Genomic DNA, 12035 nt, shown 5'->3' with positions numbered 1-12035 from the left:
GATGTACCAGACAGTCTGCTATCGCGAGCAGGCTCGCTCCCACAAGGTAATGCGTGATCCAAAAAACAAAACCCCATGAGCACTGGGCCCATGGGGTTTTGTTTTTTTCGCTATCGGCTGTTTATGCCGGCGCGGAGGTACGGATCAGGTGGTCAAAGGCGCTCAACGAAGCCTTGGCCCCCTCGCCTACGGCGATCACGATCTGCTTGTACGGAACAGTTGTCACGTCACCGGCGGCGAACACACCCGGGATCGAGGTTTCACCGCGGGCATCGACAATGATCTCGCCCCGTGGCGACAGCTCGACGGTGCCTTTGAGCCAATCGGTGTTAGGCAACAGACCGATCTGCACGAAGATCCCCTCCAGCGCCACGTCCCGTACTTCACCGCTTGGGCGGTCTTTGTAGCGCAAGCCGTTGACCTTCTGACCATCGCCCGTCACTTCGGTGGTCTGGGCGTTGGTGATCACGGTCACGTTCGGCAGGCTGTGCAGTTTGCGCTGCAATACCGCGTCGGCACGCAATTGCACGTCGAACTCCAACAAAGTGACGTGGGCCACGATACCGGCCAGATCAATGGCCGCTTCCACGCCGGAGTTACCGCCGCCGATCACTGCCACGCGTTTGCCTTTGAACAGCGGGCCGTCGCAGTGCGGGCAGTACGCCACGCCCTTGTTGCGGTATTGCTGCTCGCCCGGCACGTTCATTTCGCGCCAGCGCGCACCGGTCGCCAGAATCACGGTCTTGGCCTTGAGGCTCGCACCACTGGCGAATTTGATTTCGTGCAGCGCGCCATCCTTGCCTGGCACCAATGCATCGGCGCGTTGCAGGTTCATGATGTCCACGTCGTACTGCTTGACGTGCTCTTCCAGGGCGACGGCCAATTTCGGCCCTTCGGTTTCCTGCACCGAGATGAAGTTCTCGATGGCCATGGTGTCGAGCACCTGACCGCCGAAGCGCTCAGCCGCGACACCGGTGCGGATGCCCTTGCGGGCCGCATAGATGGCCGCCGACGCGCCGGCTGGGCCACCGCCCACCACCAGCACATCAAAAGCCTGCTTGGCGCTGATCTTCTCAGCCTGGCGCTCGATACCACTGGTGTCGATCTTGGCGAGGATTTCTTCCAGGCCCATGCGGCCCTGGCCAAAGTTCACGCCATTGAGATAAACACTCGGCACGGCCATGATCTGGCGTTCGTCGACCTCGGCCTGGAACAGCGCGCCGTCGATGGCGACGTGGCGGATATTCGGGTTCAGCACCGCCATCAGGTTCAGCGCCTGGACCACGTCCGGGCAGTTCTGGCAGGACAGCGAGAAATAGGTCTCGAAGTTGAACTCGCCTTCAAGGGAGCGAATCTGTTCGATGACTTCGACACTGGCCTTGGAAGGATGACCGCCGACTTGCAGCAAGGCCAACACCAGCGAAGTGAATTCGTGGCCCATGGGGATACCGGCAAAACGCAAGCTGATATCGGCTCCTGGGCGATTCAACGAAAACGAAGGCTTACGCGCATCGGTGCCGTTGTCGAGCAAGGTAATCTGGTCACACAGACTGGCAACGTCTTTGAGTAACGCGAGCATTTCCTGGGATTTCGCACCGTCGTCGAGGGAGGCGACGATCTCGATCGGCTGGGTGACCCGTTCCAGGTATGACTTCAACTGAGCTTTAAGATTGGCGTCCAACATACGGGCGATTTCCATTTTTTGAATTTCAGAAAAAACAACGCCCGAGCGAATCTCGCCCGGGCGTTTTTTGGGGCGAAGCGGCTTGCTTGATTAAGAGCGGATCGCCCTCGGATGACTCACAGACTTAGATCTTGCCGACCAGGTCCAGGGACGGAGCCAGAGTGGCCTCGCCTTCTTTCCACTTGGCTGGGCAGACTTCGCCCGGGTGAGCAGCAACGTACTGAGCAGCCTTGACCTTGCGCAGCAGCTCGGAAGCGTCACGGCCTACACCACCGTCGTTGATTTCAACGATCTTGATCTGACCTTCAGGGTTGATCACGAAAGTACCGCGGTCAGCCAGGCCAACTTCTTCGATCAGCACGTCGAAGTTGCGGGAGATGACGTGGGTCGGGTCACCGATCATGGTGTACTGGATCTTGCCAATGGCTGGCGAGGTGTTGTGCCAGGCAGCGTGAGCAAAGTGAGTGTCGGTGGAGACGCTGTAGATTTCGACACCCAGCTTCTTGAATTCAGCGTAGTTGTCGGCCAGGTCTTCCAGCTCGGTTGGGCAAACGAAGGTGAAGTCGGCCGGGTAGAAGAACACCACGGACCACTTGCCTTTCAGATCGGCATCCGAAACCTGGACGAATTCGCCGTTTTTGAAAGCGGTAGCGTTGAACGGTTTAACTTGGCTGTTGATGATAGGCATCGATGACTCTCCGTCAGGGGTTGAAAAGTTGATGGGGTGAATCTTAACCACTCATCCCCCGGCAGGCTCATTGGCAAACCTGATGTGAATGATTGGTTTTGGCTATCAGCCGCTTAATAGATAGAAGAAAACCTAATATGGCGAGCGGGCTCGCTCGCCATAGGTGAGTCCCAAGGATCAGGACGCTACGGGAGTTCGCATCGTGACGAATTCCTCGGCGGCAGTCGGGTGTACGCCGATGGTCTCGTCGAAATCACGCTTGGTGGCGCCAGCCTTGAGCGCGATGGCAAGCCCCTGGACGATTTCCCCGGCATCCGGCCCGACCATGTGGCAGCCCAGCACTTTGTCCGTGCGGGCATCCACCACCAGCTTCATCAGCGTGCGCTCCTGGCAGTCGGTGAGGGTCAGTTTCATCGGGCGGAAGCGGCTTTCGAACACCTGGACTTCCTTCCCCTCCTCCCTGGCTTGCTCTTCAGTCAGGCCGACCGTGCCAATATTCGGCAAGCTGAACACAGCCGTGGGGATCATCCGGTAATCCACCAGGCGATATTGCTCGGGCTTGAACAGTCGCCGCGCCACCGCCATGCCCTCAGCCAGGGCGACGGGGGTGAGTTGTACGCGACCGATGACATCGCCGATGGCCAGGATCGACGGCTCGGCGGTCTCGTACTTTTCGTTGACTTTGACGAAGCCCTTCTCGTCCAGCGTGACGCCGGTGTGTTCAAGGCCGAGATTGTCGAGCATCGGCCGCCGGCCGGTGGCGTAGAACACGCAATCGGTGGCCAGTATGCGGCCATCCTTGAGCTCTACCTCCAGGCTGCCATCGTCCAGTTTTTCGATGCGTTTGATGTCCGCGTTGAATTGCAGATCCATGCCTCGACGGCTCAGTTCTTCGGCCAGATGCTTGCGTACGGCGCCATCAAAGCCGCGCAGGAACAGCTCACCGCGATACAGCAACGACGTCTGCGCGCCCATGCCATGGAAGATTCCGGCGAACTCCACGGCAATGTAGCCACCGCCCACCACGATGACGCGCTTGGGCAGTTCCTTGAGGAAAAACGCCTCGTTGGAGCTGATCGCGTGCTCACGGCCCGGAATGTCCGGTATCACCGGCCAGCCGCCCGTGGCGATCATGATGTGTTCGGCGGTGTAGCGCTGGCCGTTGATCTCGACCTCATGGGGCCCGGTGAGCCTGGCGTGGCCCTCGTGCAACACCACGCCGCTGTTGACCAGCAGGTTGCGGTATATCCCGTTGAGGCGATTGATTTCCCGATCCTTGTTGGCAATCAGCGTGGCCCAGTCGAAACTCGCTTCTCCCGTCGTCCAGCCATAGGCCGACGCTTGCTCGAGGTCCTCGGCATAATGCGCACCGTAGACCAGCAGTTTCTTCGGCACACACCCCACGTTCACGCAGGTACCGCCCAGGTAGCGGCTCTCCGCCACGGCCACCTTGGCCCCGAAACCGGCCGCGAACCGCGCAGCCCGCACACCGCCGGAACCGGCGCCAATCACATACAAGTCAAAATCGTAGGCCATTTTCTATCTCCTTCGGCAGGCCATCAGCATACCTGCTGTTTTCACGCGAGGCAGCGTTGCGATGGTCATGGGGGCGGGAAATGAAAAATCCAGGCGAGATGGGTAACACCGATCACTTGAGCCAGAACCTGTGGGAGCGAGCCTGCTCGCGATAGCGGTGGGTCAGTTTGTGGTGATGCTGGATGTGCCGGCGTCATCGCGAGCAGGCTCGCTCCCACAGGGGTTTTGTTGGAGTGAGAGCATTTTCCAGACAAAAAAAACGCCCCGAACCAGTCGGGGCGTTTTTCAAGGTGCGGCGCAGGCGATCAGTACGCCTTACCCGTCTTGTAGAAGTTCTCGAAGCAGAAGTTGGTCGCGTCGATGTAGCCTTCGGCGCCACCGCAGTCGAAACGCTTGCCTTTGAATTTGTAGGCCATGACGCAGCCGTTCTGGGCCTGCTTCATCAGGGCGTCGGTGATCTGGATTTCACCGCCCTTGCCTGGCTCGGTCTGTTCGATCAGGTCGAAGATGTCCGGGGTCAGGATGTAGCGACCGATGATCGCCAGGTTCGACGGTGCATCTTCAGGCTTTGGTTTTTCAACCATGCTGTGGACGCGGTAGATGTCGTCGCGGATCATTTCGCCGGCGATTACGCCGTACTTGTTGGTTTCCTGCGGATCGACTTCCTGGATCGCCACGATGGAGCAGCGGAACTGCTTGTACAGCTTGACCATCTGGGTCAACACGCCGTCGCCTTCGAGGTTGACGCACAGGTCGTCCGCCAGGACCACGGCGAAAGGTTCGTCACCAATCAGTGGGCGACCGGTCAGGATCGCGTGGCCCAGGCCTTTCATTTCGGTCTGGCGGGTGTAGGAGAACGAACATTCGTCCAGCAGTTTGCGGATGCCGACCAGGTACTTCTCTTTGTCGGTGCCCTTGATCTGGTTTTCCAGCTCGTAGCTGATGTCGAAATGGTCTTCCAGGGCGCGCTTGCCGCGGCCAGTGACGATGGAGATTTCCGTCAAGCCCGCAGCAAGGGCTTCTTCGACGCCGTACTGGATCAGTGGCTTGTTCACCACCGGCAGCATTTCTTTGGGCATGGCTTTAGTCGCTGGCAGGAAGCGAGTACCGTAACCGGCTGCTGGGAACAAGCATTTCTTGATCATATAAGTCCTTGAAAAGGCGGTGTGTACGAGTTTCGGCGCAGTCTAATCAGGCCGCAGGCACCTTACAATGCCCAAGCTGGCCAACCGATGCCATCATAGAGAAATAAAAAATGGCGGATAGTTCAATCATCTTTCATTGCGAGGGCCAAGCGGTCTCACTGTACGCTCATGGGCGCTGTTTGCGAGCATTTGACGTATCATGGCGCTCTTGATCCCGCCAATGAGGCAGTTAGATGTCGGCAACAAAAAACGCAAACGGTTATTCGGTCAGCCAGGACAAAGACGGTCAGTGGTGGATCATCAACTACCACGGTGAACAGGTCGCCGGCCCCTTGCCCAGCAAAGCGATGGCGGTGGAAGTGGCCGCCGTGTTTCAGGACGAGCGCGCTGCCCCGGCAACCAAAGAGCGTGAAACGGCTCCAGCGCGCAGCCCCCGTCGTAAAAAGTAACGAGACAAGCCTCAAGTAAATGTCGCCTGGACATGGAACGGGGCTTTGTTTATCTGTACCGAAATGGCCATTCGCTATAACCTCGCGCCAGCCCCTTCCTTCTCGATGACGATTCCATGAAAAAATTTCTGGCGCTGTTTGCAGTCCTGGCCCTGGCAGGCTGTGCCACAGCCGAAAAAACCTACCTGAACACCGGCGAACAAGGCCTGACCATCGATTGCTCGGGCGAAGCGAACTCCTGGGCCACCTGTTATGAAAAGGCTGACGCCTCCTGTGCCGGCACCGGCTACCGCATCGTCGGTACCGATGGCACGCCGCAAGCCAAGGAAAGCGACAAGACCCTGGGTGTGGATGTCGGCAACTTCACCAGCCGCAGCGTCCTGGTGGTGTGTAAATAAACCCGTGGTCTGACGCTCAGATGTGGATCTCGGCGAACTTGATCCCCAGGCCGCGGATGATCTCGATCAGGTCATCGAGGCGGCTGAAGGATTCAACTTCGTCCTGGTCGTCCACCAGAAAAAAGCTGCGTCCTGCGCTTTTCTTGAAAAAGACGATCCACTCCCCCGGGGTCGCCGGGTTCTGAATCACATGGGTGGCGCAGATAAGACCTTCTGCATGGCGCTCACGCACCTGCTCGCGCTTCATCGACTGACTCCATAAATGACAATGCCGCCAACGTCGACCGTGGCGGCATTTATTGTCGAGGGCAGCAGTTTATCCGATGCCCGGCCTGCTCGTCAGGCCGAGCCCGGGCTCAACCGGAAATGCAGGCGTTGGCCGCATCCTGCACATCACCCGGACGCACGGGCACGTTGGACAGGCTTTCGTGCAGCTTGATGCTGCTGCCACTGGAGCGCTCGTCAATGTCGAACACCGCCGCCGGCAGCGTCGACAACTTGCCGGGGACGATCAAGCGCACGCCATTCTTGTGAGGTTCCATTTGCAGCGGACCACGGGTGCTGGCCAGCTTGTCAGCGACGCACTTGGCATATTCCTGAGGTTTCTTTCCGGAGATGACATTCATGGTGGGCGGCGTCTGGTTGATGTCCGATACCGATGCACATCCACTCATGGCCAATGCCAACACCCACACGCTGCGCTTCATATGATTCCTCCGATAAAGATCCTCCGACAATGCAAACGCTGCTTTTCTCCAGCGTCCTGCGTCTTTTTTTGCGCATCCTGCGATAAATGAACAAAGCGTGGGGCGCAGGCCGGATATTAGCATCCGGTGCTGATAAACTGCGCAGCATTGACCTTGCTATCGTTTTGATTTGGTAGAAAAAGCCCTTCTGGAGGCGCCCATGAAATTCATACACCAGCGCGAACACCTCAACGAAGACGATATCGTCGTCATCGAATGCTCTCAAATGTGCAACATCCGCTTGATGAACGACGCCAACTTCCGCAGCTTCAAGAACGGCGGCCGGCACACTTATCACGGCGGCGCGTTCGACACGTTCCCGGCCAGGATCACCGCACCGAGCACCGGTTTCTGGAACATCACCATCGACACCGTCAACCGCCGTGCCATCAGCGTCACGCGCAAGCCGACCCTGACCCACAAAATCAAAATCATCCGGCGTTCCAGCTCGAAACTGAGCTGAGCATCGCCCTTCAAGACAGGCAAAACCGTGGCCCAGACAACCAAATACGTCATCAATTACAAGCTCAACGGCGAACGCCGCTTCGAATTCGCGCAACTGGAGACCGGCACAGTGGACGAAGCCATGGCAGCGCTGCAGGCGATGCATGGCCAGACCGATGATGTGATCAGCGATGTCAAAGTCAGCAAAGCGCTTTAACAAGCTGCGCTCCCCCGGTGTATGTGGCGAGGGGATTTATCGAAACGTCGCACCGCCCCGCTCGGCTGCGCAGCAGGTCTGGGGCCGCTTCGCGGCCCAACGGGGATAAATCCCCTCGCCACAGAACGTCCTTATGACGCTTGCTCCCCCCGGCAGCGCATCAGACGTAAAACCGCAAGCGCCCTCACCCCATTTGCGACCTTAGCGAGCAGTACCGGTAAGCTTCACGAGGGTATCGACGGTGATCCCACCCTCTGGGATCTCATTGCCTTTGGAGTCCTCTATCCGGGTGATGACCGGTTCAACATCGGGAGCGCCCTGGCCAATGACGGTCGCAAATGCGGTTCTTGAAGAACCCACCAACGGAATACCCCTGAACACCCTGTACGACGCTTGCACCGAACTCCCGGCAATGACCTTGTCGTTAGGGACCTCCAGAATGCACACCTGCTTCTGCCCGAAACCATCCGTTTCAACGGTGCCCGACACCGGCACCGTGATATTCGGTTGGCCCGCTACCCTCACCACGTATGTCCCCTCGATCGAGTCTCCGGGCAGAATACGCGGGTCGGCGGTCAAGACCACGAACAGCAAAGGATTGGTACCCAGTTTGTCGAGATCGATGATGCTCGGGTCATCACCGGTATCGGTGAGAACTTCCCGCAGGATCGGCATCGGCAGCCTGCTGCCGGCCTGGTCCACGTCCACGAGCTGTTCGGCCGAATACGGTGAATTGAGATCGGGGGTGTTGCCCAGCTGGTCGGTAACCGTGAAGGAGAATACAAATTCGGGATGGTCAGCGCCCAGGTCGGCGCTGGTGACATCGAAACAAATCGTGGTCGGTGTCGGCGAGCCATGGTCCGGCGGCTCGGGCGCCTCGGTTTCCAGTACCCTGCGAGTCAGCTCCTTGCCGTTGCAATTGAGGCGAATGGTGTCGTAGGCCCGGCAATACGGGTAACTCACGCACACCGTCGCCCTGGTGAAGCCCGGGCCTACACCATTCTTGATTTCGTCCGGTAGCAACAACACCAGCTCGGAATGCCCAGGCTCGCCCGGCGACCGATCCACGTTACCGGGGCGGATCAGGTTGTACAACAGCTCCAGTGGAGGCGTGGAGGTTTCAGGGGCTCCGCCACGACTTGCCACGGTGTAAGTCAGTCGATTGACCGCGTTATGCAACAGAAACCCGGGTGGGAGATGCAACTCGACCGAGTCATGGGGGCCCTGCGTGTATCCGCTGTCCAGATCCTCGATGCCGTTCAAGTTGAGCGAAATCCTCTCGCCGCCCACTTGACCGACCAAAGCATCAACCACCACTTTGCAACCGCGGGGTGCTTCATCATAAATACGTTTGGGAATGCCGAAATCGCCGCCTACGACGGGATCCGTGGCATCGGGCAGCAAAGGGTCGTCCAGTACTCTGGGTTGGACGGCGGGTGTTGATGAATCGGTCATGATCGGATTCCCCTTGTTCTGAAGCACTGGACTGTGGGGTTATCAGACCTCCGAAATATGGGTGCTGGCTACTGTCAGAACTAACAGGTATGCATAGATTTAAGACGAACGGATGAACCGCCTGATCGACACGAAACAAACGCTATTTCGCTCTAATGCCAAAGCCATCCGCCCGACTATTACCCAACACATATTCAAGTGCCATTTCCGCGCCTGTCTCGGTTTGGATACCGTACATATAGGCAATGCCCCACGTAGTCGATGACCATGTCCAATTGGGACTGACGCCGGGGAGACCGTTGTAGTCCAGCCTCATTCGATGCCATTCATCGCGTGTCGGAATCCGTCCCCCTTGAGCGCTCGCCGCAGCGCTACACTGCTTATAGGTGCCATTAATGCCCGTCCCGAAGGCCACGAACACATTGGATACAGCAACCGGATAGGACGCGTGCTCACCGTTCTTATCCACGGCGTAAATGATGGCTGCACCGTTGCCAAAGGAAGTGACTTTTCCGGTATTCACATCAACATGGGCAATATTAGGAGCGCTTGAGCTGTATTGATAAGGAGGCACGCCGCCGGTGGGCTGGCGATAACCATATGCGCCCTCGTAAGGATTGGGCGGCACGGCTCCCGTACTGCTCAAGAAGGTCCAGGTGGACAGGACCATCTGTGTCGGATCTATCGTTATGGGTCTCACTACGGTGAAGCCTTTTACCGCCGACTCCTGACCGCTACCGTAGAGGGCCTTGGCCTTCAGGCTATAGGCCTTGGCGTCCAGCCCGGTAAGCGTGGTGTCCCAAGTTGTAGTGTTGGCGGGAATATCAACAGCATCGCCAATAGCGCTATTACCGTCCATCAACTGAATCTGCTGGCCTTTGCTGCCCGTACCGGTAACGGTCACGCTGGTCTCGGTCGTTGTCCCGTCAACCACAGTCCCCTTGGAGTCGGTGATATCGATGAGGGTTGGCGCAACCACCTCCACCGTCTTGATCGCATAAGTCCGGAGCGGGAAGACAGCGGCGCCATCTTCCACGGTGGAACCGTTGAACTGGACCTTGAGCTCCACCGTCAACCCAGTGTTATCCCCCAGTAATTCCAGATCCGCGCGCGCCAGCGTTCTGGAAAGTCCAACAGTCAGCTCCGGATCACCAACGGGCCACGCTGTGTAAAGGGTGATGACATGATCATCACCATTGGTCTTTTTGCCGCGGCAGCTCAACCAGACTTTCTGCCCAAGCGCGATACCCGGCCAGGCGATAGCCTTGACCGTTGCATCACCGGAAAAAGTGCCCAGATCAAGCGTCATGCCACTGCCATTGTTCTCGGCTTGCTGGATATACGGTTTATGCTGATCGGTCAGGGTAATGACATTAAAGGTTCGCGCCGCTGACACAGGCTCGCTGCCGTATTTGGCTTGGGCAGTAAAACTGTGAGCACCGGGCGCCACGCTAATGGGAGTAGTGGTCCAGGTGCCATTGGTGGCGGTGAACGTACCCTTGGAGTCGCCATTATCGGATATTTCAACAGTGGAGTCCGCGGCGATGCTGCCGTCGTTGGGAGCTTCAGATGGGGGACGAGTCATGGCGAACTCCGGTCAGGATTAACGATAACGTTATTGGGCACCGTGAAAAGGGAATTGGCTACTGTCAGAAGTTACAGGTGGCAATGAAAAAAGAGGTCACTGGTCGGATGCAAGCCTGTGCTTGGCTTCCGCGCAAGATCGCCAGCCCCTTCGACAGACATTGACCGCAAGCCCCGGAGTGGCGACCGCCCGGGCGCTTGCCAGACTGCTCCTTCCTCTCTGCCAAGGTTGCGATCATGCCCCCTACCCCGCACACACTCTCGCTGGCCCAGCGCGTAAACACCCTCGACTGGCCCTCCCTGGAACAAAACCTCGACCAGGACGGCAGCGCAATCATCCGCAACCTGCTTACGGCCGAGCAATGCAGGATGCTCAGTGGCCTATACGCCGAACCCAACCTTTTCCGTTCGAAGGTGATCATGGCCCGCCACGGATTCGGGCGCGGGGAGTATCAGTATTTTCGCTATCCGCTGCCCGATGTCGTCGAGCAATTGCGACAGTCGTTGTACCCGGCGCTGGTGCCGCTGGCCAATCGCTGGAACGAATGCATGGGCCTTGAGGTGCGCTACCCCTACGAGCATCCGGCTTTCATTGAACGCTGTCACACCGCCGGGCAACGGCGTCCTACGCCGTTGTTGCTGCAATACGGCCCGCAGGACTACAACTGCCTGCATCAGGACCTGTACGGCGAGCACGTATTCCCGTTGCAGGTGGCGATTCTGCTGTCGGAACCGGGCCAGGACTTTACCGGCGGCGAGTTCGTTCTCACGGAGCAGCGTCCGCGCATGCAGTCACGTGCGCAGGTTATCGATCTGAAACAGGGCGATGCGCTGGTATTTGCCGTGCATCAACGGCCGGTCAAAGGCGTTCGCGGTTATTATCGGGTGAACATGCGCCATGGCGTCAGCCGCGTGCACAGCGGTAGCCGGCATACACTTGGAATCATTTTTCATGATGCGCAGTGACGACACCCCTATCACGCTGGACCTGTTCGCCGACGAGACGCCGACGACACCCGGCCTGACCGAACAGATCGGCGAGCAAGCGTTTGTGTTGCGCGGTTTCGCCCTGCCCTGGCTCGAACGTTTGCTGCCGGCCCTGGAAGCGGTGTTGCTGGCCGCGCCGTTCCGGCAGATGGTCACGCCTGGCGGTTTTACCATGTCAGTGGCCTTGAGCAGTTGCGGCGCGCTGGGCTGGACCACCGACCGCACTGGCTATCGCTACACGGCCCATGACCCACAGACCGGCGACCCCTGGCCCGACATGCCAGCGGTGTTCCGCGAACTGGCCCAGGCCGCCGCCCGACAGGCCCACTTCGAGCACTTCGAGCCCGACGCCTGCCTGATCAACCGTTACGTGCCCGGCGCGCGAATGTCGCTGCATCAGGACAAGAACGAACGCTGCCTCAGCGCCCCCATCGTCTCCATGTCCCTGGGCTTGCCGGCAGTCTTCCAGTTCGGCGGGTTCGAGCGCAGCGACAAAAGTCTGCGCGTTCCACTGTTCCACGGCGACATCGTGGTCTGGGGCGGCGTGGACCGGTTGCGTTATCACGGCGTGCTGCCGCTCAAGCAAGGCCAGCATCCGAAGCTGGGCGCCCAGCGGATCAACCTGACGTTCCGCACCGCCGGGTAACCGTGCAGAATTCAACCGCAAGACCCGGAGTGTTGCCATCTCACAGGCTCGCTACC

14 protein-coding genes are annotated in these 12035 nt (G+C 58.7%); 6 read left to right on the top strand and 8 right to left on the bottom strand.

The window, feature by feature from the left end; all coding sequences use genetic code 11:
- Window positions 1–121 precede the first annotated feature (121 nt).
- The 4 genes from ahpF to galU form a co-directional block, all read right to left on the bottom strand.
- Window positions 122–1684 carry an alkyl hydroperoxide reductase subunit F gene (ahpF, locus tag QOM08_RS10855; protein ID WP_076385334.1) on the bottom strand — a complete coding sequence of 521 codons (1563 nt, stop codon included), beginning with the start codon at window positions 1682–1684 and terminating at the stop codon, window positions 122–124.
- A 124-nt stretch (window positions 1685–1808) separates the two neighbouring features.
- Window positions 1809–2372, bottom strand: coding sequence for an alkyl hydroperoxide reductase subunit C (gene ahpC / locus QOM08_RS10850; protein ID WP_047227636.1), 564 nt, complete (start codon window positions 2370–2372; stop codon window positions 1809–1811).
- 177 nt (window positions 2373–2549) lie between these two features.
- On the bottom strand, window positions 2550–3908 hold the full coding sequence (gene gorA / locus QOM08_RS10845) for a glutathione-disulfide reductase (protein WP_139050580.1): 1359 nt from the start codon (window positions 3906–3908) through the stop codon (window positions 2550–2552).
- 305 nt (window positions 3909–4213) lie between these two features.
- Window positions 4214–5053 carry a UTP--glucose-1-phosphate uridylyltransferase GalU gene (gene galU / locus QOM08_RS10840; protein WP_047227638.1) on the bottom strand — a complete coding sequence of 280 codons (840 nt, stop codon included), beginning with the start codon at window positions 5051–5053 and terminating at the stop codon, window positions 4214–4216.
- A 233-nt stretch (window positions 5054–5286) separates the two neighbouring features.
- On the opposite strand from galU, the gene QOM08_RS10835 reads away from it, so the two are divergent.
- Both QOM08_RS10835 and QOM08_RS10830 read left to right on the top strand, forming a co-directional pair.
- A complete protein-coding gene (locus QOM08_RS10835; protein ID WP_047227639.1) occupies window positions 5287–5502 on the top strand; it encodes a hypothetical protein in 216 nt (71 codons plus the stop codon).
- A gap of 116 nt (window positions 5503–5618) precedes the next feature.
- A complete protein-coding gene (locus QOM08_RS10830) occupies window positions 5619–5900 on the top strand; it encodes a hypothetical protein (protein WP_047227640.1) in 282 nt (93 codons plus the stop codon).
- A gap of 16 nt (window positions 5901–5916) precedes the next feature.
- Here QOM08_RS10830 and QOM08_RS10825 read toward each other — a convergent pair whose 3' ends face one another.
- Both QOM08_RS10825 and QOM08_RS10820 read right to left on the bottom strand, forming a co-directional pair.
- The gene (locus QOM08_RS10825) at window positions 5917–6147 is read right to left on the bottom strand and encodes a hypothetical protein (protein ID WP_047227641.1); all 231 of its coding nucleotides are present in this window, start codon (window positions 6145–6147) and stop codon (window positions 5917–5919) included.
- Window positions 6148–6256: 109 nt separating this feature from the next.
- Complete coding sequence (locus tag QOM08_RS10820) at window positions 6257–6607, bottom strand: hypothetical protein (protein WP_139050581.1); 351 nt, start codon at window positions 6605–6607, stop codon at window positions 6257–6259.
- Window positions 6608–6806: 199 nt separating this feature from the next.
- Here QOM08_RS10820 and QOM08_RS10815 point away from each other — a divergent pair, with 199 nt between their 5' ends.
- Window positions 6807–7109 (top strand): DUF1883 domain-containing protein, encoded by a 303-nt coding sequence (locus QOM08_RS10815; RefSeq protein ID WP_003182962.1) that lies wholly within the window; start codon window positions 6807–6809, stop codon window positions 7107–7109.
- A gap of 27 nt (window positions 7110–7136) precedes the next feature.
- Window positions 7137–7307 carry a hypothetical protein gene (locus QOM08_RS10810; protein WP_171061392.1) on the top strand — a complete coding sequence of 57 codons (171 nt, stop codon included), beginning with the start codon at window positions 7137–7139 and terminating at the stop codon, window positions 7305–7307.
- A 201-nt stretch (window positions 7308–7508) separates the two neighbouring features.
- Here the strand turns inward: QOM08_RS10810 and QOM08_RS10805 are convergent, their stop codons facing one another.
- Both QOM08_RS10805 and QOM08_RS10800 read right to left on the bottom strand, forming a co-directional pair.
- Window positions 7509–8762, bottom strand: a complete 1254-nt coding sequence (locus tag QOM08_RS10805) for a hypothetical protein (protein ID WP_139050582.1) — start codon at window positions 8760–8762, stop codon at window positions 7509–7511.
- A 142-nt stretch (window positions 8763–8904) separates the two neighbouring features.
- Window positions 8905–10347, bottom strand: coding sequence for a hypothetical protein (locus tag QOM08_RS10800; RefSeq protein WP_139050583.1), 1443 nt, complete (start codon window positions 10345–10347; stop codon window positions 8905–8907).
- Window positions 10348–10583: 236 nt separating this feature from the next.
- On the opposite strand from QOM08_RS10800, the gene QOM08_RS10795 reads away from it, so the two are divergent.
- Window positions 10584–11312 (top strand): 2OG-Fe(II) oxygenase, encoded by a 729-nt coding sequence (locus QOM08_RS10795; protein WP_139050584.1) that lies wholly within the window; start codon window positions 10584–10586, stop codon window positions 11310–11312.
- Window positions 11299–11979, top strand: a complete 681-nt coding sequence (gene alkB / locus QOM08_RS10790; RefSeq protein ID WP_409078012.1) for a DNA oxidative demethylase AlkB — start codon at window positions 11299–11301, stop codon at window positions 11977–11979. Before QOM08_RS10795 ends, alkB begins: the two co-directional genes overlap by 14 nt.
- Window positions 11980–12035 lie beyond the last annotated feature (56 nt).

Source organism: Pseudomonas sp. P105 (assembly GCF_032614175.1).
Lineage (GTDB): Bacteria > Pseudomonadota > Gammaproteobacteria > Pseudomonadales > Pseudomonadaceae > Aquipseudomonas > Aquipseudomonas rhizophila.
This window is presented reverse-complemented; position numbering and strand designations above follow the sequence as displayed.